The organism is Pseudomonadota bacterium (genome assembly GCA_022572885.1).
Classification (GTDB): Bacteria; Pseudomonadota; Gammaproteobacteria; order Steroidobacterales; family MnTg04; genus MnTg04.
In genome coordinates this window covers 1-23995 of sequence record JACZVC010000015.1, presented here as the reverse complement: position 1 = coordinate 23995, position 23995 = coordinate 1, and the positions used below count along the sequence as shown (strand labels likewise).

Here is a 23995-nt window from a genome sequence, read left to right as displayed (position 1 = left end):
TGCCCCGCAGACGCCTGCGCCGGCTTCAGTGCTTTGCGCCTGGCTGCCAGCGCAAATCGAGTTGGCGGGCCGCCCGCACATCGTCGAGACGCCGGACCGGCATGGTATAAGGCGCGCCCTTCACTTTTTCCGGGTCGGTTTTCGCCTGCTCGCGGATCGCAATCATGGCTGCAACGAAGCCATCCAGATCTTCTTTTGCCTCGCTTTCGGTCGGCTCGATCAACAGACATTCAGGCACCAGCAACGGAAAATAAGTGGTCGGTGCATGGTAACCATGATCGAGCAGGCATTTCGCAAAATCCATTGCGGTCACGCCCAGTTCACTCTTTTCTTTCTTCAATGTCACGATAAACTCATGGCTCGCACGTCTTTCCGGGTAGGCCAGTTCAAAACCCGCGTCCTGCAGTTTTTTCATCAGGTAGTTGGCGCCAAGCGCGGCATTTTCCGACACTCGTTGCATGCCATTGCGACCCAGCAAACGCATGTAAACGTAAGCGCGTAGCAGCACGCCGGCATTTCCCATAAAGGCTGACAGCCGACCGATGCTTCGTGGAAAATCTGGCTCCGTGAGCCAACGGTAGCGGTCACCATCCTTTCCGACCACCGGTAACGGCAGGAATTCCTTCAGGCGGTCGCCGACGCCAACCGCGCCCGAGCCGGGCCCGCCACCACCGTGCGGCGTGGAAAAGGTCTTGTGCAGGTTCATGTGGATCACGTCGAACCCCATGTCGCCCGGGGCAACCTTGCCGAGGATGGCATTCAGATTGGCGCCGTCGTAGTACAGCAGGCCGCCCGCTGAATGAACGATGCGCGACATTTCCTGGATACTTCGGTCGAACACGCCGACCGTCGATGGGTTGGTCAGCATGATGCCGGCCGTCTGCGGTCCAACCACCGCTTTCAGCGCCTCGATATCGACGTCACCGTTCTTGCCGGTGGGTATTTCGCGCAAGCTGTAACCACACATGGTCGCAGTCGCTGGGTTGGTTCCGTGCGCCGCGTCGGGAACCAGGATCTCGCTGCGACCTTTGTCGTTCCGCGAGCGATGATACGCGCGGATCATCGCGACCCCGGCGAACTCACCCTGTGCGCCCGCCATCGGCGTCAGCGATACTTCTTTCATCCCGGTAACCGCTTTCAGCATTTCCTGAAGTTCATACATGCACGACATGAAACCCTGGCCGTGGGATTCCGGACCGAGCGGGTGACGCGACAAAAAGCCCGGCAGCATCGCAAGCTGGTTACAGGCACGCGGGTTGTACTTCATCGTGCACGAGCCCAGCGGGTAAAAGTGGGTATCGATGGAAAAGTTTTTCTGCGACAGGCGCGTATAATGACGCACGGTCTGCAATTCAGACACCTCGGGCAACAGCGGCGGCGACCGGCGAAGAAACTTCTCCGGCAAATCATTTGCCGATGAGCTCAGGGGCGCCTGAGCGCTTGCCCGCCTGCCGCTGCGTGAGTGTTCGAAAATCAGTTTGTCGCTCATACCCCGGTTTGCCTCTGCTCAGCCTAGCGCTTTCAACGCCGTTTCGTAATCGGGTTCCTGGGCGATTTCCGCGACCAGCTCTGCATGCAGCACCGTGTTGTTCTCATCCAGTACCACGACAGCGCGCGCAGTGAGCCCGCGGAGCGGGCCGTCAATCATTTCGACGCCATAGCTCCTGGCAAAATCCGGCGAGCGCATCGTCGAAAGCACCACGACATTTTCCAGACCCTCATTGCTGCAAAATCTTTTCTGCGCGAACGGCAGGTCCGCCGAAATCATCAGCATGACAGTGTCCTCGTGCTCACGCGCATAGTCATTGAATTTCTTTGTCGATATTGCGCAGACCGGCGTATCGACGCTCGGGAAAATATTGAGTAATTTCTTGGAACCCGAAAAATCCGCTACCGATACTTCCTGCAAGTCACCGTTGGTCAGGTGGAAATCCGGACCCTTGCCGCCAACCACCGGAAAATCGCCAGCGGTATGAATCTCGTTGCCCTTCAATGTAATTGTTGCCATTTTTCTCTCCTTAAAATATCCGACACTCGCCAGGTTTGCGTGCTTTTTAATCAAGCGGCACACTCCTGGTCGATAATTTCCGCGAGTAAATCGCGGTAGCGGACGATGTCCGCTTCGCTTTTCGTTTCGGTCGCGCACAATAACAAGGCATTGCCCAGCTGCGGGTGTGACGCGCTCAAATCCAGTCCGCCGAGAACTCCCTGTTCCGCAAGGATGTCCAGCAGCGGTGCGACCGGGCGGTCCAGGCGAATGACCACTTCATGAAAAAACGGCCTGTTGAATACGCGTTCCACGCCTGGCAGTTCGCACAATGCAGCACAGAGCTCGCCAGTTCTTCGGTGCGCAGCGCCGGCGACCCTGGCCAGGCCTTCCGCACCCAGCAAGCTCATGTATATGGTCGCGGCGGTGACCATCAGCCCCTGGTTGGTGCAGATGTTCGAGGTAGCCTTGGAACGCCTTATGTGCTGTTCCCTGGCCTGCAAGGTCAGCGTAAATCCGCGCTTGCCATCGAGATCGACGGTGCGCCCCACCAGGCGGCCCGGCATCTGGCGAACCAGCGCCTGGCGCGTCGTCAGGAAACCAAAATATGGCCCGCCCGATGACAACGGAATGCCCAACGGCTGGCCCTCGCCGCAGACTATATCCGCACCCTTTGCGCCCCATTCACCGGGCGGCGTCAGCAAGGCCAGCGAAGTCGGGTTGACGACCGCGATGGTCAGCGCCTTTTGCGCCCGGGCCCAGTCGGAGATCGCGTCGACCTCCTCCAGCACGCCAAAGAAATTCGGTTGTTGCACGATCACGGCGGTCAGGTCTTCGCCGCTGTATTCGTCCAGCGATTGCAAGACGGCGTGGCCGCCTTCGCTGCAAAACGGCAGACCGATGAACTCGATTTCCTGAGCGGCACAGATCGCCTCGGCGACTTGCCGATACATCGGGTGCAAGGCGCCGGCGATCAGAATGCGACGGGATTTTGACGCACGGTTGGCGCGCACCGCCATCAGGCAGGCTTCCGCCAGCGCAGAGGCGCCGTCATATAACGAAGCGTTGGAGACTTCCATGCCGGTCAGGCCGGTCATCATGGTCTGGTATTCGTAAATAAGCTGCAGCGTCCCCTGGCTGGCTTCGGCCTGATACGGCGTATATGAGGTGTAAAACTCGCCGCGGGTGGCGATCTCCCAGACCGCCGCCGGCACATGGTGTTCGTAAGCGCCCGCGCCGATGAAATTCAGCGCGCCGCTATCCATCCGTGCCCGATCCTGCATCAGGCGCGCAATTTCCATTTCGCTGACGGCCTCGGGCACGCGATCCAGCGACTTTATCCGCAGCTCGTCAGGAATCTCGTCAAAAAGATCTTCAACCGACTCGACGCCGATTACAGCGAGCATTTTGCCGACGTCATCATCGGTGTGCGGTATGAATGGCATCTTTGCTCCGGCCGCCCTTTATGCTTCTTTTTCCAGGAACTGCTCATAGGCCGCCGCGTCCATCAGCCCATCCAGCTCGGTCGCGTCGCCAGGCTGCATGCGGATCAACCAGCCATCGCCGTAAGGATCCGTATTCACCAATTCCGGCGTATCGTCCAGCGCGGAATTAACTCCCAGCACCTCGCCGCTGAACGGGCTGAGTACATCGGACGCAGCCTTCACCGACTCGACGACGCCGAAGGCGTCGCCACTGGCAAAGACGCTGCCAGCCTCCGGCGCCTCGATAAAGACCAGGTCGCCGAGCGCGTCCTGGGCGTGATCGGTGATGCCGATAACGGCAGAACCATCGTCTTGCACGCGCACCCATTCGTGGTCGCTACTGTATTTGAGATCCGCAGGTACATTGCTCATCGTGTACTCCTTATACAACTGCCTTGCCATTGCGCACGAAGGTGGTTTTGCTGACTTTCGCAGGCAAGACTCTGCCGCGAATTTCGACCTCGCATTCGCTGCCGCACCCGGCCGGCACTCTTGCCATGCCGATCGAACCGCCAAGCGTCGGCGAGAAACTGCCGCTGGTGGTCTCGCCTTCGCCAGCGGCACAAGTGACTTTCTGGTGCGCCCGGAGTACCCCCCTGCCTTCGAGCAGCAGGCCAACCAGCTTCCGGTCCACGCCTTCGGCTTGCTGTTTTTCCAACGCGGCGCGACCGATAAAATCACGGTCTCGCGGCTCGAACGCGACCGTCCAGGACAACGCAGATTCCAGAGGTGTCGTACTCTCGTCCATGTCGTTTCCATAAAGGTTCATGCCGGCTTCCAGACGCAATGTATCCCTGGCGCCCAGACCACAAGGATGGATGCCAGCCTGGTTCAGCCTGCCCCAGAATTCGGCCGCGGCAGCCGCCGGCAGCATGATCTCCCAACCGTCCTCACCGGTATAACCGGTCCGTGCGATAAACAACTCACCGATCCCGGCTGCGCTGAAGGGTTTCAGCGCCAGCGCCGCCGCCGCCTGTTCCGGTGGCAGCACCCCCGCCGCTTTTTGCCGCGCGTTTGGCCCCTGGACCGCGATCATGGCCAGGTCGTCGCGCTCGCTGACCGTCGGCCCGTCAGCGGACGCCTGTGCCATGATCCAGGCCAGGTCTTTGTCGCGGGTAGCCGCGTTGACCACCATCCGGAACCAGTCCTCGGCCAGGTAATACACGATCAGGTCGTCGATCACGCCACCATCGTGATTCAGCATGCACGAATACAGGGCCTTGCCCGGCTCGCGTAATTTGCCGACGTCATTGGCCAACAGCCGGGACAGGAAAGGACGCACCGCCGCGCCTTGCAGATCGACGACCGTCATGTGCGACACGTCGAACATACCCGCATCGTTGCGCACCGCGTGGTGTTCTTCGATCTGCGAGCCATAATTGACCGGCATGTTCCAGCCGCCGAAATCGACGATCCGGGCGCCGAGAGCGACATGTGCGTCGTATAATGGGGTCTGGTCTGGCATGCCACTCCTCTCGTAGCCCTGGCAATAAAAAAAGGCGGCAGACCATAAATCTGCCGCCCCTCTGTCCTTAGACCTGAGAGATCGGGCCGGGAAAATCCTGGCCGCACCCCTTCGGTGGACCGCATCGCGGCCGCTCTCCAGAGCCGATACGTACCCACTGTCCGTGTGCCTGAGCGTTTCCGGGCAAGTTGCGCCTTCGGCGACCCTGTCGGGTTCTCTCCAGCGGATACTTTGAATCGGGCTGAGAATAATAGCCCATCGCCCCGTCGATTGTAATCGATCCGGACTTGCCGATCGCATCCGCTAGCGGCGAGAATAGCCATCCGCGCACCAGGACAGGAGATTTACGTGATCGCAGGCAAAGTTTTCATGATCGCCACCGCTGCCTTCATGCTGGCCGGCCAGCCGGGCTGGGTCAAAGCCGATGCAAGCTCCGATCTGCATCAATTGTTTGCGGAATCCTGGGAACGGACGCTGCGCGAAAACCCCACCGTCGCATCCAGCTTTGGCGATCTGCGTTATAACCGGCAATGGCCCGATCGCAGCCTCGGCGCCATCGCTGTTTCTCACGCCGAGGACCGGCGCGACCTGGCCAGGATCAGGCAGATCGACCGTTCGGCGCTGTCTGAGACGGACCGGATCAACTATGACCTGTTCATGCGCCAGACGCAGGACCAGGTCAAAGCCTACCGGTTCAGACAATTCCTGCTGCCGTTAAATCAACGTGGCGGTATCCAGACCGCGGATCAGCTCGCCGACCGCCTGAAATTCGATAATGCAAGGGCTTATGAAGACTGGATAGCCCGTCTGCAGTCCTTTGATGTTTACATGGACCAGACCATCAAGCTGATGCGACGGGGGATCAAGGAGGGCCGGGTCCACCCGACCATCATCATGCAGCGTTTACCGGCGCAGATCACCGCCCAGCTCGTTGACGATCCGTTCGCCAGCTCGTTTTTCGCACCCTTCAACGATATGCCCGAGAGCATATCCGAGCACCGCCAGGGCAAGCTGAAAGCCCGGGCGCGCAAGGCGATCGCGCGCGCAGTCCTGCCGAGTTTCAAGCGCCTGGCTAAATTCATCGACCATGACTACCTGCCCGTGACCCGCGACCAGGTCGGCGCAGATGCACAGCCCGATGGCGAGGCCTTTTACCAATTCCGGGTCGAGCACTACACAACCACATCCTTAAGCGCCGATGAAATCCATGAAATCGGCCTGCGGGAAGTCGCCAGAATTCGCGGCAAAATGATGGAAATCATCAAGAACTTGAATTTTAGCGGCAGTTTTGACGATTTTCTTAAATTTTTGCGCACAGATCCGCAATTTTACTATGACAGTTCGGACGAACTGCTGGCCGGGTACATTGCGATCACCAAACGGATCGATCCGGAGGTGCCACGGTTGTTTGGCCGGTTGCCAAAAGCGCCTTACGTGGTCAAAGCAATTCCTGCCGCGATCGCGCCTGACACCACGACCGCGTATTACTCGCGGCCGGCCGCCGATGGCAGCCGGCCGGGCACATATTTTGTCAACCTGTACCGCCCGGAAGTTCGGCCGAAATACGAAATGGAAGTATTGAGCGTGCACGAAGCGGTACCCGGCCATCACCTCCAGATCGCGCTCGCGCAAGAGTTGGGCGAGCTGCCCGCGTTCAGGCGCTATAGTGGATTTACCGCCTTCATCGAGGGCTGGGGCCTGTACAGCGAAAGCCTGGGCGGAGACCTTGGGCTGTACGCGGACCCCTATTCCGAGTTCGGTCAGCTCACCTATGAAATGTGGCGTGCCGTACGCCTGGTCGTCGATACCGGCATGCATGCGAAGCATTGGAGCCGGCAAAAAGCGATAACTTTTTTCAAGGACAATGCGGCGAAAACCGAGTTCGACATCGTCAACGAGATAGATCGCTATATCGTCATGCCCGGTCAGGCCCTGGCCTACAAGATCGGCGAGCTGAAAATCAAACAACTGCGCCGGCAAAGCCAGGATGCGCTGGGTGAAGATTTTGATATCAAGCGCTTCCACAACGCGGTGCTCGAAAAGGGCGCGGTACCGCTCGATGTGCTGGAAAGCCAGATCGACGCCTGGATAACGGCGGAGAAAAACCGCTTTGGCCGAAACTCGCTAAAGCAATGAAAGCCATAGCATGAGTATCGATCGTAGAAAATCCACGGTTTGCCGGGTCGGCGGAATAAGCATCGGCGGTGACGCGCCGATCGTGGTCCAGTCCATGACCAATACCGATACCACCGATATCGAGGCGACGGTCAGCCAGGTTCTTGAACTGGCCCAGGCCGGTTCCGAGTTGGTACGAATCACCGTCAACAATATCGAGGCAGCCAAAGCCGTGCCGGAGATTCGCGAGCGCCTGGATCAACTCGATTGCGATACGCCGCTGATCGGCGATTTTCACTTCAACGGCCACAAGCTGCTGCGCGAAGTCGGCGCCTGCGGCGATGCGCTCGCCAAGTTCCGCATCAACCCCGGCAACGTCGGCCGCGGCAAAAAGCGCGACCCCCAGTTCACCGAGATGATCGAAGTCGCCTGCAAGAAAAACAAAGCGGTGCGCATCGGCGTCAACTGGGGCAGCCTGGATCAGGATTTGCTGACCTCGCTGATGGACGAAAACTCGGCCCGCCGCGAGCCGCTGGATGCGCGCCGGGTCGTGCTGGAGGCCATGCAGCAATCCGCCCTGCGCAGCGCCAGCCGTGCCGAGGAGATCGGCCTGGGGCACGAACAGATTATCCTGTCTTGCAAGATGTCGGGCGTTCAGGACTTGATCGCGGTTTACCAGGACCTGGCGGGACGTTGCGACTATCCGTTGCACCTGGGCCTGACCGAGGCAGGCATGGGCAGCAAGGGCATAGTTGCCTCGACCGCCGCGCTGGGCGTGCTGCTGCAACAAGGCATCGGCGACACCATACGTATTTCGCTGACGCCGGAACCGGGCGCTTCGCGCGCCCGGGAAGTCCAGGTCGCACAAGAAATACTGCAAAGCATGGGCCTGCGCGCGTTCTCGCCGGTGGTCATCGCCTGCCCGGGTTGCGGACGCACCACCAGCACGATTTTCCAGGAACTGGCCCAGGAAATCCAGGCCGATATCCGGCAACGCATGCCCGAATGGCGGGAACGTTACCCTGGCGTAGAAAACATGAGCGTCGCGGTGATGGGCTGCGTCGTTAACGGCCCTGGCGAAAGCAAACACGCCAACATCGGCATCAGCTTGCCGGGCAGCGGCGAAAAAGCGGTGGCGCCGGTATACGAAGACGGTAAGAAAACGGTTACGCTTAAAGGCGATAATATCGCCGGGGAATTCAAGGGACTGGTAGCCGACTATATTCGCAGTCACTACTCGGAAAAACATGGACAATAAGCTGCAAAACAGGCACTGCAAGCCCTGTGAAGGCGGGGTGGAACCGCTGTCGCATGAGGCCGCGACCGCGATGGTCGGGCAACTTGAGGATGGCTGGGCGTTGTCAGCCGATGGCAAGGAAATCCGCCGCGATTATTCCTTTGGCGGCTTTTACCAGACCATGAGCTTTGCCAATGCCGTGGCCTGGATCGCCAATGCGGAAAACCACCACCCGGACCTCGAACTCGGCTATGGCCATTGCCTGGTACGCTACACGACCCACTCGATCGACGGCCTTTCTGAGAATGATTTTATTTGCGCGGCAAAAATAGACGCGCTAGGAGCCTGATCAGATACCGAGCTTGTTGAGAATATCGGCAATCCTACCGAGTACCATCGTCAGCGCGGGATGGCTGGTTTCAAAGCGATCGATATTTCCGCTAACCGTCTCGGCCAGGTTGGCCGGCGTTTCCTGCGCGCCTTCGGCCAATAGATGGCCAATGCTGGCATGCAACTCTGCCAGCTGAGCCTTCGCATCGTCATCCAGGCTGCTCCCCTCGGCCAGCTCCTGCTGCAACTCATCGAGTAGTTTTTCCAGTTCGGCGTGCGGCATGCTGTTGCTCCTTTATCCATCTTGCCCGCTTTGCGCCAGCCTTTGCAAGGCGTCTCCGCTAAGCCGGTAGGGCACGAATCCATCCACCCGCCGCGCGCCGATGGAATGATAAAAATCAATGGCGGGTTCGTTCCAGTCAAGCACCATCCATTCCAGACGCCCACAATTTTCTTCGATGGTTTTTTTCGCCAGCTCGCGCAACAGGCCGATGCCGATCCCGAGGCCGCGAAACGCCGGGCGAACAAACAAATCCTCGAGGAAGATGCCGGGCTGGCCGAGAAAGGTCGAGTAATTGTAGAAATACAATGCGAAGCCAGCCGCCTCCATGGTGCCTTTATCCGCAACCGCCTCGGCAATCAGCACTTCGGCAAAAGCTGGCTCGGCAAACAGACTGGCCACCAGTTTTTCCTCGGTGGCGCTTACCTGGTCGCCCAGTTCCTCGTAATCGGCCAGTTCCTTGATAAAAGCGAGGATCAACGAAGCATCTTTCCGCTCGGCCGCGCGCAACCGGAAACGACCCGCGCTCATCGAATCTCCTCGCCTAATCCGCGCCCGGAATGTGCCGGCCTGGTGAGCAACTCCGGCAGATCTCCGCTCATTCCCATCGCCCGCCGGACAAAGGCCTTGCGGGCCGGTGGCAAGGCGTTGACCAGGCTCAACCCAAGACTGCGAATCCGCGCCAGCGATGGCAGATCGTTGCCAAACAGTCGCTTGATACCATCCATCGCCGCCAGCATGGCCAGGTTGTCGCTCTTACGCCAGCGCTCGTAGCGGCGCAAAACCGAACGGTCCCCGGGATCCTCCCCGGCCTGCAACGCCTTGACCAATGTTTCGTGGAGCGCCGCCGCATCGAGGAATCCCAGGTTGGCGCCCTGTCCGGCCAGCGGATGAATCGCGTGCGCCGCGTCGCCGATCAATACCAGCCTCTGCCGGCAATAGTTTCGTGCATGGAGCAAACGCAGCGGGAACGCGGCCCGCTTACCGCAGGCCAGCATCCGGCCCAAAGTTCCGTCACTGGCGACCTCGAGTTCGCCAAGAAATTGCCGGTCGTTCAACCCGAGCAGCCGATCGGCGCCGTCAACCGTATTCGACCAAACCACGGAACTGCGCCCATCTGCCAGCGGCAAAAAAGCCAGCGGACCGGATGGCAGGAATCGTTGCCAGGCCGTTTCCCGATGCGGGAGCTGGCTTTGCACGTGGGTAACGACCGCCTTTTGCCGGTAAGACCAGCCGGTGGTTTCGATTTCCGCCATTTCGCGGATCGGCGACGAAGCGCCGTCAGCGGCCACCACCAATGTGCAATCCATCACTTCCCCGTCAGCCAACACCAATCTGGCTGTCTCATCGCCCAGCCGCAGATCGCCGACCCGGCAGTTCGAACGAACAATGACCCGCTCCATGCCAGCCAGCGACTGCCATAAGGCGTGGCGAATCAACTGATTCTCGACGATGTGGCCAAGCGCTGCCGCGCCCACTTCGGCGGCGGAAAAATGCACCGAACCGGGGAACCCCGGCTTCGAGCCGGCATCCCAGACTTGCATCTCGCGATAGGGTGAAATGCGCGTCGCGGCGATCTCTCGCCAGGCCCCGGCGGCTTCCAGTACGCGCTGAGAAGTGGTGGCAAGCGCGACGACGCGAAGATCGTAGTCGTCGTTTAGCACCGGCGGATCGCCGGCTTCGAGCAACACCACGGTGCCTGGGTAGCGCTGATCGCGGCCAAGCAACGCGGCCAGCGCGCAACCGACCATGCCACCGCCAACAATGCAGACCGTGGGCGTTTTCATAGCAACGGGACACCCCGCGCCAACCTGGGCAGATCGCCGCCGCGGCCCATGGTATGCCTGGCCAAAAGGCTTTTGCCACCGGGCAACAAATCAAACATGAGCAGCGCGAGGTTGCGTACGAGCTGGACAGAGGTCAGCGGGTTACCGAACACCCTGACCAGCGCATCGGTGAAACTCATGACTCTGGCCTGGTCGCCCGCGCGCAAGCGGCGATATTTTTCGAGTGCCTGCGGGCCACCGGGGTCGTCCGCACCCGCGATCACCTCGGCCAGGACCGCGACATCCCGCAAGCTGAGATTGAATCCCTGCCCGGCGATCGGGTGCAGACCATGGGCCGCGTTGCCGATAATCGCCACCCGGTGCCGGGTCTGCTCTTTTGCCTTGCTCATGCTCAGCGGATAGGAGACCCGCGCGCCGATTTTTTGCCAGTGCCCGAGACGATAGCCAAACAGTTCCTGCAGGCGGTCGAGAATCTGCCGGTCGCTCAGTTGCAGGATTTCCTCAGCCTGCTCGCTCGGTACGGTCCATACCAGCGCGCTGCGGCCTTCGGTCATCGGCAACACCGCCATCGGCCCATGCGCCGTAAACCGTTCGTAGGCGACATTTCGATGCGGCTTTTCCGTGGTCACGTTACTGATGATCGCAGTCTGGTCATAGTCCCAGACAGTGGCATCGATGCCGAGTATTTTTCTAACCACCGATTGTGCGCCATCGGCGGCGGCGACCAGCCGCCCCTGCAGTTGGATGGTCTTGCCGTCTTCTTCGATGAGCGCAACCTGAACCGAATCACCTTCGTTGACCAGCGACTCCAGACGCGCCGGGCAGAACACCCGGATGTTGTCAAAAGACTCGAGCGCCGCCCACAACGACCGGCCCAGCGCACGGTTGGGAACGACATATCCCAAAGCCGGGACCTTTTCTTCCGCGGCGCTGATGCGGCCGATACCAAAATGACCGCGATCGGAAATGTGTATATCGGTAATCGCGGTCGCATCCTGAGCCATGCCCGCCCAGACACCGATGGTCTCGAGTATTTGCTGCGATCCATTCGCTATTGCGGTCGAGCGATCGTCATAGCTGGGCTGGGAAACACCGCGTTGTCGCGGATCGAATGCTTCGATCACTGCAATCCGCAACGGCAACGGCGCCAGTGCGACCGCCAGCGATGCACCGACCATGCCGCCGCCGACAATAATGACATCAAATTCTGTCTGCTCAATTTGCATGACCCGTGCTCAGATCCCGCCGCTCATCAAGGCCTCGATGTCGGCAATTTCCCTGGGCACATCGCGGCTCAGGACTTCGCAACCGTCCTTGGTTATCAGGACATCGTCTTCGATACGCACGCCGATCCCCCACCACTTCCTGGCGACCCCCTTGGTCCCGGGCGGGATATAAATTCCGGGCTCCACGGTCATGACCATCCCGGGCTCCAGGTGACGCCACTCTTCACCGACGCGATAATCGCCAACGTCGTGGACATCCATTCCCAGCCAATGGCCGGTGCGGTGCATGAAAAATTTCTTGTAGGCAGCGGATTTGATCAGCGAGGGTACACGCCCCTTCAACAGGCCCAGCTTTACCAGGCCGCGGGTGATGGTTTTGATTGCTGCGTCATGCGGTTCGTTCCAGTGACAGCGCGGTGAGACTTTTTCGATCGCGGCCTTTTGCGCGTCCAGGACTATCTGGTAGACCGCCTTCTGCTCGATCGAAAAGCGGCCATTGACAGGCATGCTGCGAGTAACGTCCGACGCATAACCGCGATACTCGCAGCCGGCGTCCACCAGCAGCATTTCCCCGTCCTCCATGCGGCGGTTATTTTTCACATAATGAAGAACGCAGCTGTTTGGCCCGGATCCGACGATGGGCTGATAAGCCGTTTCGCATCCGTTCCGCTTGAACTCGTGGAGCAGTTCTGCCTCGAGTTCGTATTCCATGATCCCGGGCCTGCACGCTGCCATCAGTTTTTTGTGGGCGGCGGCGGCGATGCGCGCGGCCTTGCGCAATGCGCTGATTTCGCGGCGACTCTTGTAAAGGCGCATATCGTGCAACAGATGATCGAGCGCGACGAATTCCCGCGGTATCAGCCCGTCGCTTTGCCCGCGATTGCGCAAGCCGTCGAACCAGCCCATAACCTGCGTATCAAAATCCGGGTGTGCGCCCATCGTGTAATAAACACGCTCGCAGTGTTCCATCAGGCCGGGAAGAATCTCATCGATATCCGATATCGGAAACGCGTCATCGGCGCCGTGGTCGGCCTGCGCGCCCTCAGGACCTGCTCTTGGCCCGTCCCAGGTCTCCCGCGATGGGTCCCGCTCACGGCAAAAAAGGATGTATTCGGCATGCGCGCGCCCGGGTATCAGTACCGCAACCGCATCCGGCTCGTCAAAGCCGGTCAGGTAAATAAAATCGCTATCCTGGCGAAATGGATATGTGGTGTCGCGGTTGCGAATCTTCTCCGGCGCCGCCGGCAGGATCGCAATCCCGCCGCTGCCGATCATCCGCATCAACTGCCGGCGGCGGCGTGCAAATTCTGTTGGCGTCATTCCCTGGAACCTTTCACCCTGTTCTAATGTGTCACGGGCCGTTCACCCACGGGGCCACGCAGGCCGGCGAGCTCTTCGTAGATGAGTTGAACGCTTACCCGAAGATACTCGAGTACCTCGGTGAATGCAGCCTCCCCTTCTTCCGCATCGCCCCCGCCGTTGATCGCCTTCGCGATCTGCGCGAGATCGGTCATCACTTCGCTGACGCTCTCAGGCAGCCGGTCCTGCGTATCGCCCAGACCACCCAGACCAAGCCCGCTCAAGAACCCCTGACACCACTTGCCCAGGCTGTCCGTTCGCTGGTCCAGGGCTTCGCCATCCCCCGGCAACAGTGGCATGAATTCCATTTGCCCCTCTTCGAGCCCGCGATAGGTCTGCGCGAACAACTCGCCCAGGGGCTCGCGGCAATCTCCCGGCTGCGCCTGTTGCCCGTTAGCCGGGAAAATCTCGGCAAGCCAGCGAGTTCCAGACTGTTGCGCCTCGGCGCACAAAATCCCGCACAACATACCGGGCGCCTCGGCTGCTCCACAGCATGCATCGGCGTTTTCCAGGGCATCGTTTAGCGTGTGAAAGTCAGGCATGCTCATGATCCTGTCCAAGATACCGATTATCAGGCATCTGCGGTCCAATACCAAAAAATCGCCGGCAATTCGGGGTCTGTTTTGGCGCCTTCGGCAAGCTTTTGGCAAGCATTCAGATTGACCGCGCCTATGCGGCGGTTCTATATTTGCACCATGTCTAGAAACGACTCGTTAAAACTATTCGAAAATGAGCTTCGCAAGCTGGAAAAGCGCCTTGACGAGCTGGTGGTCATAACCAGCCAGCTAAAGGACGAAAACCGCTCCCTGCGCGAACGTCAGGACAACCTGATCAACGAACGGGCCAGCCTGGTTCAGAAGAACGAGCAGGTACGATCGCGTGTCGAATCCATGATCACTCGCCTTAAAGCGATGGAGCAAAGCTGATGAGTGACACATTTGCCAGGGTAAACGTGCGCATCCTGGAAAAGGAATACCAGGTTTCCTGCCCGGTCGACGAGCGCGCTGCGTTGCTCGATGCCGCGGAATTGCTAAACAACAAAATGCGTGAAATCAAGGATAGCGGCAAGGTCATGGGTCTGGACCGTATCGCCGTCATGGCCGCGTTAAATATCACCAACGACTTTCTGATGGCGCAAAGCGCAGGCACAACGATTGACGAAACTGTAAGCATCAGGCTGCGAAACCTGACAGAGCGCGTCGAAACGGCCCTGCAAAAGGGCCAGCAAATGGATTTGTGATCCCGGCGCTTTTCAAGCTGGTCCTTCTATGTATACTGATGTTCAGGGCGCACCCTGCGGGGTTCGACACGGACCGGGATACCTCTCGACCCTAATTACTCAATCCTGGGACCAGGTACTGTCGGTGTTTTTGAGCATGGCCGCCTATTGCGGAAAGCCTGCGACACCACGGCCAGTCCCACTTTTTGCTCTGGTTCGAGAGCAATGGTTTGTGACGGCTCAGGCGGGGTGCGTTTTTTTCGCGAATCCATGGTGACTGATAACCGGCGATCTGAACTCCGCAAGAAAATGCGCGGCCTGCGCAGATCACTCCCGCGGGCGGAACAATCCGCCGCCGCACAAGCCATCACCGCTCGGCTGAGCAGCCAGGATTTGTTTCGCCAAGCCATAAAAATAGCGGCTTATCTTCCATTTGACGGCGAAGTGGACACCGGGTCATTGATTTCCATGGCAATCGACGCAGGCAAAACCGTGTGCGTGCCGGTATTGGTCGACCGCGGGAAAAATATGAGATTTGCGGTCTACAAGCCCGGGCAGCGTCTGTTGGTCAACCACTACGGCATTCCGGAACCCGCTCGTGAAGACCGCCGTTACGTTGCTACCGATCAACTGGACCTGGTGCTGACACCACTGGTGGCCTTTGACCACTCGTTGCACCGGATCGGCGTGGGGGCCGGCTATTATGATCGTTGTTTCTCGTTCCTGCGGCATCGCAAAAACCGGATAAAGCCACGCTTGATCGGACTCGCGTACGATTTTCAGCGGGTAACTGAGCTGGAACCACGGGAATGGGACGTCTCGCTAAGCGCCGTGGCAACCGAAACCGCTTTTTACACTTCGAGCGCTGCGGCAAACCAAAAATGAAAGCGAAGGAAAGCTGATGAATTACTGGCTGTTCAAATCGGAGCCTGGAGAATTCGGGATTGATGACCTGGCGAACTCCCCCGGGAAAACAAATCACTGGGACGGCGTGCGCAATTACCAGGCGCGAAACATGATGCGCGATCAAATGAAGAAAGGTGATCTCGCCTTTTTTTATCATTCCAACTGCGATCAACCCGCTATCGTCGGAACCGTAATCGTTGTTGGTGAAGGATATCCCGATCACACGGCGTTCGATCCAATGGACAAACATTTCGATGCAAAATCGGATTCCGAAAATCCACGCTGGTTTATGGTCGACGTAAAATTTAAACGAAAGTTTGCCAGAGAACTGCCGCTAACATTTCTCAAACAGTTCCAGGACAAGGAACTACAAGGGTTTCAGCTACTAATGCGTGGAAATCGACTTTCAGTTATGCCCGTAAAAAAAGCGCACTGGAACTTTATAAACAACCTTCTTTAAGAATGTCTTAAACAAAAACGCGAACAATTTCAGTTTGCAAAAGTGTGACGTGATGAGTTTTTTCTGTTTACAAAAAATTATTTATCGAGTAATAAAAACAGGAAGAAATGAAAATATGTTATTACGCAACAAAACAGTGGGAAAAATATCTTTGACAAACTGGAATTTTCCAAATTTATAGTTATACTCGGCCTCGGACACCCGACACGGAGATAAACTAGCCATGGCTAAAGAGAAAGCGAGAAAGAAAACTTCTGTAAAAAAGAAGATTTCTGCAGCTAAGAAACGTAAAAAGGTTGCCAAGAAGAAGGTAACCCGGAAAAAAGTCGCCAAGCGGCGGACAGCGAAAAAGAAGGTAGCCAAGAAGAAAAGGGCTACCAAGAAAAAAGCGACCAAGAAAAGAGGTAAAAAGAAGGCCACCAAGAAAAAGGCCAAGAGAAAGGTAGCCAAGAAGAAAAGAGGTAAAAAGAAGGTCGCCAAGAAAAAGGCCAAACGCAAGGTAGCCAAGAAAAAGGCTAAGAGAAGGACCAAGAAAAAAACTGCGGCAAGGAAAAAATAAGCCGTAGTTATGGATAACCGGTGTGGCGGGCCAACCCCCGCCATCATCCGGGACAAGGATTGTCATAGTGTGCCCGCATTGCGGGCACTTTTTTTGCTCCGCGATACAAACCACGGCATACTCTGTCCCCGCTATGCATGGACAGGATTTATTAAAGAAGTCTGCCGCGGAAGCAGCGCTGGAACTTATCAAGCCTGGCTGCCTGCTGGGCGTCGGCACCGGTTCCACCGTCAATTTCTTTATCGAGGCTCTGGCCAGCGTCAAATCCCATATTGACGCCGTGGTTTCCAGTTCGGACGCCAGCGCAAAACTATTGGAACAGGCCGGGTTTGCCGTCAGCAACCTCAATGACGTCGGCACGCTGGATCTCTATGTTGACGGCGCGGACGAGGCGAATAAACACCTGCATCTCATCAAGGGCGGGGGTGGCGCGCTGACCCGGGAGAAAATCCTCGCCGAGGCCTCGCGCTGTTTCGTCTGCATTATCGATGAAAGCAAGCTGGTCGGCCTGCTGGGCAGTTTCCCGATGCCTGTGGAAGTGATTCCCATGGCACGTTCTTTTGTTGCCAGGCAGATGGTGAAATCACGCGGTCAGCCGGTCTGGCGGCAGGATTTTGTAACCGACAACGGCAATCACATCATCGATGTCTACAATCTCAAGATCATGAGCCCGCCTGAAATGGAAAGCCGGTTCAACCAGATACCGGGCGTTGTCACGGTCGGGATTTTCGCGAATCGGCCGGCGGATACGCTCTATATCGCCAGCCGCGACTCGGTACGGCGCATGGATCGCTAGCGGTATTTGCCGAGCATATCTGCCAACGCGTCTGCGCCCGGACAAATGTCTTCGTGCGCAAGATCGATTAGCGGCGTTTCGATCGTGTTGTTGCGTTCGTGGAAATCGATGCTGTTTTCATCGATAAACAATAAACCCGTTGGTATTTCGCCGCGTAACTGACAGTTCTTCAAATAGGCAAAAGCCGCCGCCTGGTCGCGCGGATCATAACCATTTTCCACATTCCGCAAAAGAATCCGGCTACCATCATGCAAGGTGACTGGCGTCAGGTCCCTGCCATCGCTGCTCGCGGTTATTTCCTCCGCCGGCGCGACGAAATCGGTTTGCTCCAGTTGGTGAAAGTGTTCACGCGTATGCGCGTAACTCTTTGTCGAGCCCTGGTGATCGTTGAAAGTCACACACGGTGAAATAATGTCGACGAGCGCAAAGCCTTTGTGTCTCAGTGCACCTTTGAGCAACGGTACGAGTTGCTGCTTGTCGCCGGAGAAACCGCGTGCAACGTAGCTGGCGCCCTGGTTGATCGCAGTGAGCGCAGCGTCAATCGGTTTCTGGTTGTTTACCTCGCCTTTCTTCGCGGTGCTGCCGATATCGGCGGTAGCCGAGAACTGCCCCTTGGTCAGACCATACACGCCGTTGTTCTCGATGATGTAGGCCATGTTCAGATTACGCCGGATCGCATGGCAAAACTGACCCATACCGATGGACAGGGAATCACCATCGCCGGATATGCCGACAAAAATCATGCTGCTGTTGGCCGCGTTCGCGCCCATCGTCACCGATGGCATGCGACCGTGTACCGAGTTAAACGCATGCGACTGGCTGAGAAAGTAGGCCGGCGTCTTCGATGAACAACCGATACCGCTGGTTTTTGCCACGCGGTAGGGTTCGATATTCAACTCGAAAAAGGTCTGGATCAGCGCCGCCGATATCGAGTCGTGGCCGCAGCCGGCGCACAAGGTCGAGATCGTGCCTTCGTAGTCGCGTTGCCGCATGCCAAGCTCGTTGCGCTGCAGCGCCGGGTGGCCAACCCTGGGTTTGGAAATATAACTCATGCGGCAGCCCCTTGGGCAGACATCGCGGCCTGGATTCGCGTTATTACAATGTCGCAGCTCATCGGGAATCCATTGTAATGCAGCACCGAAATCAATTGCTCCCGTCTCGCCGCGCTTTCAGTGAGCAACAACATCCTCAATTGCGCGTCGCGGTTCTGCTCGACGACAAAGACACGATCGTGACCGGCCAGGAACTCGTCGACCTGCTCATTGAACGGAAACGCCCGGATGCGGAGGTAATCGATCGGCACGCCCTGCTCCTCCAGCCGGTCCAGCGCCTCCTGCATTGCGCTGTCGCTGCTGCCATACGCGATCACGCCGGCCACCGCCTGGTTACGGGACAGCAATACGGGCTCGGGCACATGGCTCTTTGCGGTTTCCCACTTGCGGCTGAGACGATCCACCAGTTCGGTGTACTCATCCGGGTCTTCGGTGTACTTCGCGTGGGCCGTGTGTCCTGAACCGCGCAGAAAATAAGCGCCTCTCGGGTGATCTCCCGGATAACTGCGATAACAGATTCCATCGCCGTCCACATCCAGGTAGCGAGAGAAGGAATCCACGGATTCCAGTTCTTTTTTGCGCAGCACCTTGCCGCGATCGGGTCGGTAGTTATCGTCCCACTTGAACTCCGGACACATCCAGTCGTTCATGCCTATATCAAGATCGCTGAGCACCATCACCGGCGTCTGCAGACGGTCGGCGAGATCGAAGGCCTCGACCGTCAGGTAAAAGCATTCCTCCGGATCTTTCGGAAACAACAGTACATGCCGGGTATCGCCGTGCGAGGCGTAGGCGGCCGCAATAATATCGGATTGCTGGGTGCGCGTCGGCAGACCGGTAGACGGGCCGGAGCGCTGGACATCGAACACCACCAGCGGCAGTTCGGTAAAGTAGGCCAGGCCCAGAAACTCACCCATCAGAGACAGGCCCGGGCCACTGGTCGGGGTAAAGGAACGCGCGCCACCCCAACTCGCGCCCAATGCCATGCCTATCGCCGCGAGTTCGTCCTCGGCCTGGATAATGCAAAAGCGGTTCTTGCCGGTCTCTGGATCGATGCGATGGCGCTCGCACAGCGCTTTGAACGCATCCATCAACGATGTGGACGGCGTAATCGGATACCAGGCGCCAACGGATGCGCCGGCATACAGACAGCCCATGGCAGCCGCCGTGTTGCCATCGATAACCACGTGACCTTTGGTCTTATCCATCGGCTCGATGCGAATCGGCAACGGGCAGGCAAAATGCGCGAGCGCATAATCCCGGCCGAGGCCCACCGCCTGGTGATTGGCCTCGAGCAAACCGGGTTTCCTGGCAAACAATTCATCGAGAATCTCGTCGATCACCGCCAGATCAAGATCCAGCAATGCGCTGAGGACGCCGACATAGGCGATATTCTTGAACAATATGCGCGAACGTGGATCGTCGTACTGCTGGTTGACCATCATGGCCAGCGGTACACCCAACAATTGGATATCGTCCCGCTTGAGTTGCCGGTCGCGCGGCCAGGAAGAGTCGTACAGCAGGTAGCCACCGGCTGCGACTTCGGCGAGGTCGTCGGCATAGGTCTGGGCATTCATCGCCACCATCAGGTCGATGCGGTCGGTGCGCGATTGGTAACCGTCCTTGCTGACCCGAATCTCATACCAGGTCGGCAGACCCTGGATATTCGATGGGAAAAAGTTTTTCGCCGTGACCGGCACGCCCATGCGGAAAATGGTCTTCATGAGCAGCCCATTGGCACTGGCTGAACCGGTGCCGTTAACATTGGCGAGCTTGACAACGAAATCGTTTACGCGCTGCGGCGTTGTTTCTGACATACCGGTTGATCCGCGGCCTGTGGAATTGTAATCAGGGATTTTTGCATGTCCCACGCGGCGGTCGGACAACGTTCCGCACACAGGCCGCAATGGATACACAGGTCTTCGTCCTTTACCATCACGCGACCAGTCTGCGGCAGCGCTTCGGATACAAACAGCGCCTGCTCCAGGTTAGTGCTCGGTGCGGTGAGATGGGTTCGCAATGCTTCTTCCGGCTCGTTTTCAGTCATCGTAAGGCAGTCTACCGGGCAAATATCGATGCAGGCGTCGCACTCGATGCATCGCTTTGCCACGAACTCCGTTTGGATGTCGCAATTCAGGCAACGCTCGACCTCGGCGATTGCCTGGTCGGCTGTGAACCCCAGTTCGACTTCGATATCGAGCTTTTTGAAACGCTCCTTGAGGCTGACATGCGGAACCAGCCTGCGCGAGCCCATATCGTAGTCATTGCTGTAGCTCCACTCGTGCATGCCCATCTTGGTGCTCTCCATCGTCACCTGGTCCGGCAGGCGCTCTGTCATGTCCTCGTCATGGCAGTACTTGTGAATGGAGATCGCGGCCTGGTGGCCGTGCGCGACGGCCCAGATGATGTTTTTCGGACCAAACGCCGCATCGCCACCGAAAAACACGCCTGCGCGGGTGGACTGGAAGGTTACCGGGTCGACGACCGGTACATCCCACTGGTCGAACTCGATGCCGATATCCCTTTCCATGAAGGAAAAGGCATTCTCCTGACCGACCGCGAGGATTACATCGTCGCAGGGCAGGATGACCCGGTCGAGTTCGGTAGACTGCAGTCGACCGTTCTTATCTTCGTGCCACTCGACTATCGCAAACTCCATGCCGGTCAGCTTGCCCTTTTCGATAATCATCCGCAGCGGCGCATGGTTCAGCAACAATTCGATCTGCTCTTCCTCGGCATCTTCGAGTTCCCAGTCGGATGCCTTGAGCAAGTGTCGCGGCTTACGCGCCGTAACCATGACCCGTGTACCGCCCAACCTCAGTGAAGTGCGGCAACAATCCATCGCGGTATTGCCGCCGCCAACGATTACCACGTTTTTGCCAATCGATTCGGTGTGCTCGAACGCAACCGATTCCAGCCAATCGATACCGATATAAATACGGTCGCTGTCGTAGCGGCCCGGGACTTCCAGGTTGCGGCCGCGCGGCGCGCCCGAACCGACGAATACCGCATCGAAATCCTCGTCGAGCAGGTCTTTCATGCTGGTGATCTCGTGACCGAGCCGCAGGTCCGCGCCCATGTCCACGATCATGTCGATTTCTTCATCCAGCACCTTGGGCGGTAGACGAAACGTCGGAATATTGGTGCGCATCAGGCCACCGGTGGTGTCGAATTTTTCGAAAATCACGACTTCGTAGCCCATCGGCAACAAGTCATTGGCCACCGTCAGCGATGCGCAGCCAGCACCGATCATGGCAATCTTTTTGCCATTTTTTTGCTGCGGCGCTTTCGGCAGGCGGTCGCTGATGTCGTCGCGAAGGTCTGCTGCGACACGCTTCAGGCGGCAAATCGCGACCGGTTTTTCCTCGATCCGGACACGACGACAAGCTGGCTCGCAGGGCCGGTCGCAGACTCGGCCCAGGATGCCGGGAAACACATTCGACTGACGATTCAGCATGTAGGCGTCGGTGAACCGGCCCTGGGCGATCAGCCGGATATAGCCAGGCACATCCGTGTGCGCCGGACACGCCCACTGGCAATCGACCACTTTGTGGTAATAATCCGGATTTTTGGTATCGACAGGATCCATGATCCCTTTCCCGGCAACGGTTGCGACAGTCAAGGAGCCTTATATAGCCACATCCGCGGGAGGCAAACAAGTGGCGGATTTTGGCGCCTGTTTGCGGGTGTTCATGGGCCAACGGGGGATGGTTTTCGCAGCTACCGGCAGCCAGTGGAAGCCGCTTTTGATTTTGCTGCAGAAGGCCCGTTTTACAAGTAATAATACCTTTTAAATGCGAATGATTCCTATTTACATTTGCTGCTGCAGCCCATACAATCCGTCCCTCTTTCGATAAATCCGGAGAAACCGATGCACCGTGTGTCCACCATGGGGGCATTTTTGCTGCTGGCCATGCCCGTTTTTGCGCAACCAGCGCCACCAACCGAATCTGCCCCGCCCAGCGAGCCGGAAACTGCTGACCAGCGACCGCTCGCCCTCGACCCGTTCAGTATTCTCGGCCGTCTCGATCGATTCGAGAATATCGCGGGCTCGGCGTACGTGGTGGACCAAAAACAACTCGCGGAATTCGACTACGACGATATTCTCCGGGTGCTGCGTTCGGTGCCCGGTGTCTATGTACAGGAAGAGGAAGGCTTCGGTCTGCGGCCCAATATCGGTATTCGCGGATCCGGCCTCGACCGCAGCGCCAGGATCGCCGTGCTCGAAGACGGCATCCTGATCGCGCCGGCGCCTTATGCCGCGCCTGCGGCTTATTACTTTCCGACCCAGCGCCGCATGAAAGGCGTGGAGGTATTGAAAGGACCGGCCGCGATCAGCGTGGGACCAAGAACCACCGGCGGCGCGATCAACCTGCGTTCGACCGCTATTCCAGACGCAACGGCTGTCTTCCTGAGCCTGGTGGCGGGCAGCGACCGGTACCAGGAATTCTATGGCTATGCCGGCGGCAGCAGCGACCGCACGGGCTGGCTGATCGAAACGGTGCAACAGAAAAGCGATGGGTTCAAGCGACTTGCCGACGGCAACACCGGTTACCAGCTGAAAGATTACCTGGCCAAGTTCCGGGTTACATCGGACCCCTCCGCAACCTTTTTTCAAGCGCTGGAGTTCAAATTCGGTTACACCGACCAGGCTGCCGATGAAACATATCTCGGCCTGACCGCCGATGACTTTGCCGGCGATCCGCTGCAACGTTACGCAGCCTCGCAAAACGACCACTTCGAAGGCCGTAACCGCCAGTATCGGCTGACCTGGACCGTGGAGCCGGCCAACGCCGACTGGAGCCTGATCACGACAGCCTATAACAACGATTTCAACCGCAACTGGTTCAAACTCGGCCATGTCAACGGCATCGGAATAAGCGAAATCCTGGCCGATCCGGGCAGCTTTATGCAGGAAATGGACTGGATACGCGGTGGCGACAGCCCCGATGACGCGTTCACCCTGCGCAACAACAATCGCCAGTATTATTCGCGCGGTATCCGCTCCACGGTCACCAAAACTCAGTGGCTCGGAGCTACGCGCTGGCAGGCGACCCTGGGCGCCGGCTATCACGAGGACGAAGAAGACCGCTTCCAGGACCAGGACGGTTATCGGATGACCGCCGGCATGCTTGAGCTGACCACCGACAACCCCGGCGGCAGCCAGGCCAACCGTGTCAGCTCTGCGAAAGTCTTCAGTGTCTGGCTGGACAACGAAATCCAGACCGGCAACTGGATCTTCCAGCCGGGCGTGCGCTTCGAAAGCATGGAGCTGGAACGGCTGGACTACGACACGATGGACCCGGGCAGACAGGGCAACCCGCTGCGCCGGCGCGTAAACAACATCAAGGTCGTCATCCCCGGACTGGGCGCGACCTATCTGTTAAATAATGACTGGCGACTGCTGGCCGGCGTTTACCGCGGCTACAACCCGCCGGCTCCCGGTAGCACGGCCAACGAGGAAGAGAGCACCAACTTTGAAACCGGCATCCGCTATCGCGGCGGGCTGGCCTCCGTCGATGTGGTTTATTTTTACAACGCCTACGACAACCTGGTCGGCACCGTGACCGCCTCGACCGGCGGCGGTGGCCAGATCGGCGACCAGTTCGATGGCGGCGAGGCCGTGGTCAGCGGTTTCGAGTTATCGGCTGGCTACGAATTCGACGACCTGTTCAACCGCGGCTGGAGCGTGCCGGTCAGCCTGGTATGGACGCTGACCAACCAGTTCGAGTT

General features: G+C 58.2%; 24 protein-coding genes, 1 other RNA gene and 1 riboswitch. Of the genes, 11 read left to right on the top strand and 14 right to left on the bottom strand.

Annotated features, from left to right (window positions below):
* Positions 1–25: 25 nt before the first annotated feature.
* The 5 genes from gcvPB to gcvT are packed head-to-tail and all read right to left on the bottom strand — an operon-like array spanning position 26 to position 4936.
* Positions 26–1489: an aminomethyl-transferring glycine dehydrogenase subunit GcvPB gene (gene gcvPB, locus IIA05_07185; protein MCH9026882.1), complete on the bottom strand. Its 1464-nt coding sequence runs from the start codon at positions 1487–1489 to the stop codon at positions 26–28.
* An 18-nt stretch (positions 1490–1507) separates the two neighbouring features.
* Positions 1508–2008 carry a thiol peroxidase gene (gene tpx / locus IIA05_07180; protein ID MCH9026881.1) on the bottom strand — a complete coding sequence of 167 codons (501 nt, stop codon included), beginning with the start codon at positions 2006–2008 and terminating at the stop codon, positions 1508–1510.
* Positions 2009–2058: 50 nt separating this feature from the next.
* Positions 2059–3432 carry an aminomethyl-transferring glycine dehydrogenase subunit GcvPA gene (gene gcvPA / locus IIA05_07175; protein MCH9026880.1) on the bottom strand — a complete coding sequence of 458 codons (1374 nt, stop codon included), beginning with the start codon at positions 3430–3432 and terminating at the stop codon, positions 2059–2061.
* A gap of 18 nt (positions 3433–3450) precedes the next feature.
* Complete coding sequence (gene gcvH / locus IIA05_07170) at positions 3451–3843, bottom strand: glycine cleavage system protein GcvH (GenBank protein MCH9026879.1); 393 nt, start codon at positions 3841–3843, stop codon at positions 3451–3453.
* Positions 3844–3853: 10 nt separating this feature from the next.
* Positions 3854–4936: a glycine cleavage system aminomethyltransferase GcvT gene (gcvT, locus tag IIA05_07165; protein MCH9026878.1), complete on the bottom strand. Its 1083-nt coding sequence runs from the start codon at positions 4934–4936 to the stop codon at positions 3854–3856.
* 147 nt (positions 4937–5083) lie between these two features.
* Positions 5084–5169, bottom strand: a riboswitch (glycine riboswitch).
* Positions 5170–5305: 136 nt separating this feature from the next.
* Here gcvT and IIA05_07160 point away from each other — a divergent pair.
* The 3 genes from IIA05_07160 to IIA05_07150 are packed head-to-tail and all read left to right on the top strand — an operon-like array spanning position 5306 to position 8637.
* The gene (locus tag IIA05_07160; protein ID MCH9026877.1) at positions 5306–7072 is read left to right on the top strand and encodes a DUF885 domain-containing protein; all 1767 of its coding nucleotides are present in this window, start codon (positions 5306–5308) and stop codon (positions 7070–7072) included.
* Positions 7073–7082: 10 nt separating this feature from the next.
* Entirely contained in the window at positions 7083–8309 is a 1227-nt protein-coding gene (gene ispG, locus IIA05_07155; protein ID MCH9026876.1) for a flavodoxin-dependent (E)-4-hydroxy-3-methylbut-2-enyl-diphosphate synthase, read from the top strand.
* The gene (locus tag IIA05_07150) at positions 8299–8637 is read left to right on the top strand and encodes a 4a-hydroxytetrahydrobiopterin dehydratase (GenBank protein ID MCH9026875.1); all 339 of its coding nucleotides are present in this window, start codon (positions 8299–8301) and stop codon (positions 8635–8637) included. The genes ispG and IIA05_07150 overlap by 11 nt, the downstream gene beginning before the upstream one ends.
* Here IIA05_07150 and IIA05_07145 read toward each other — a convergent pair whose 3' ends face one another.
* From IIA05_07145 to IIA05_07120, 6 genes are read right to left on the bottom strand one after another with little or no spacing between them, the layout of a single operon-like run.
* Positions 8638–8901 (bottom strand): DUF4404 family protein, encoded by a 264-nt coding sequence (locus tag IIA05_07145; GenBank protein MCH9026874.1) that lies wholly within the window; start codon positions 8899–8901, stop codon positions 8638–8640.
* A 12-nt stretch (positions 8902–8913) separates the two neighbouring features.
* Positions 8914–9429, bottom strand: coding sequence for a GNAT family N-acetyltransferase (locus IIA05_07140; GenBank protein MCH9026873.1), 516 nt, complete (start codon positions 9427–9429; stop codon positions 8914–8916).
* Positions 9426–10685 (bottom strand): UbiH/UbiF/VisC/COQ6 family ubiquinone biosynthesis hydroxylase, encoded by a 1260-nt coding sequence (locus IIA05_07135; protein MCH9026872.1) that lies wholly within the window; start codon positions 10683–10685, stop codon positions 9426–9428. Before IIA05_07135 ends, IIA05_07140 begins: the two co-directional genes overlap by 4 nt.
* Positions 10682–11911: a 2-octaprenyl-6-methoxyphenyl hydroxylase gene (ubiH, locus tag IIA05_07130; protein ID MCH9026871.1), complete on the bottom strand. Its 1230-nt coding sequence runs from the start codon at positions 11909–11911 to the stop codon at positions 10682–10684. Before ubiH ends, IIA05_07135 begins: the two co-directional genes overlap by 4 nt.
* 9 nt (positions 11912–11920) lie before the next feature.
* The gene (locus tag IIA05_07125) at positions 11921–13231 is read right to left on the bottom strand and encodes an aminopeptidase P N-terminal domain-containing protein (protein MCH9026870.1); all 1311 of its coding nucleotides are present in this window, start codon (positions 13229–13231) and stop codon (positions 11921–11923) included.
* 23 nt (positions 13232–13254) lie between these two features.
* Positions 13255–13812, bottom strand: a complete 558-nt coding sequence (locus IIA05_07120) for a UPF0149 family protein (protein ID MCH9026869.1) — start codon at positions 13810–13812, stop codon at positions 13255–13257.
* 153 nt (positions 13813–13965) lie between these two features.
* Here IIA05_07120 and IIA05_07115 point away from each other — a divergent pair, with 153 nt between their 5' ends.
* The 7 genes from IIA05_07115 to rpiA all read left to right on the top strand — a co-directional run bounded on the left by IIA05_07115 (position 13966) and on the right by rpiA (position 17210).
* Positions 13966–14196 (top strand): TIGR02449 family protein, encoded by a 231-nt coding sequence (locus IIA05_07115; GenBank protein MCH9026868.1) that lies wholly within the window; start codon positions 13966–13968, stop codon positions 14194–14196.
* Positions 14196–14510, top strand: a complete 315-nt coding sequence (locus tag IIA05_07110) for a cell division protein ZapA (protein MCH9026867.1) — start codon at positions 14196–14198, stop codon at positions 14508–14510. The genes IIA05_07115 and IIA05_07110 overlap by 1 nt, the downstream gene beginning before the upstream one ends.
* 48 nt (positions 14511–14558) lie before the next feature.
* A non-coding RNA gene (gene ssrS / locus IIA05_07105) (6S RNA) lies at positions 14559–14744 on the top strand.
* 18 nt (positions 14745–14762) lie between these two features.
* Positions 14763–15374, top strand: coding sequence for a 5-formyltetrahydrofolate cyclo-ligase (locus tag IIA05_07100; protein ID MCH9026866.1), 612 nt, complete (start codon positions 14763–14765; stop codon positions 15372–15374).
* 16 nt (positions 15375–15390) lie between these two features.
* On the top strand, positions 15391–15855 hold the full coding sequence (locus IIA05_07095; protein MCH9026865.1) for an EVE domain-containing protein: 465 nt from the start codon (positions 15391–15393) through the stop codon (positions 15853–15855).
* A gap of 223 nt (positions 15856–16078) precedes the next feature.
* The gene (locus IIA05_07090) at positions 16079–16414 is read left to right on the top strand and encodes a hypothetical protein (protein ID MCH9026864.1); all 336 of its coding nucleotides are present in this window, start codon (positions 16079–16081) and stop codon (positions 16412–16414) included.
* 133 nt (positions 16415–16547) lie between these two features.
* Positions 16548–17210: a ribose-5-phosphate isomerase RpiA gene (gene rpiA / locus IIA05_07085; GenBank protein ID MCH9026863.1), complete on the top strand. Its 663-nt coding sequence runs from the start codon at positions 16548–16550 to the stop codon at positions 17208–17210.
* On the opposite strand, the gene IIA05_07080 is transcribed toward rpiA, so the two are convergent.
* From IIA05_07080 to IIA05_07070, 3 genes are read right to left on the bottom strand one after another with little or no spacing between them, the layout of a single operon-like run.
* On the bottom strand, positions 17207–18262 hold the full coding sequence (locus IIA05_07080) for a 2-oxoacid:ferredoxin oxidoreductase subunit beta (GenBank protein MCH9026862.1): 1056 nt from the start codon (positions 18260–18262) through the stop codon (positions 17207–17209). The genes rpiA and IIA05_07080 overlap by 4 nt on opposite strands.
* Positions 18259–20079 carry a 2-oxoacid:acceptor oxidoreductase subunit alpha gene (locus IIA05_07075; protein ID MCH9026861.1) on the bottom strand — a complete coding sequence of 607 codons (1821 nt, stop codon included), beginning with the start codon at positions 20077–20079 and terminating at the stop codon, positions 18259–18261. Before IIA05_07075 ends, IIA05_07080 begins: the two co-directional genes overlap by 4 nt.
* The gene (locus IIA05_07070) at positions 20052–21851 is read right to left on the bottom strand and encodes an FAD-dependent oxidoreductase (GenBank protein ID MCH9026860.1); all 1800 of its coding nucleotides are present in this window, start codon (positions 21849–21851) and stop codon (positions 20052–20054) included. The genes IIA05_07075 and IIA05_07070 overlap by 28 nt, the downstream gene beginning before the upstream one ends.
* Before the next feature lie 282 nt (positions 21852–22133).
* On the opposite strand from IIA05_07070, the gene IIA05_07065 reads away from it, so the two are divergent.
* On the top strand, positions 22134–23995 hold a 1862-nt coding region (locus tag IIA05_07065), incomplete at its 3' end, for a TonB-dependent receptor (GenBank protein MCH9026859.1).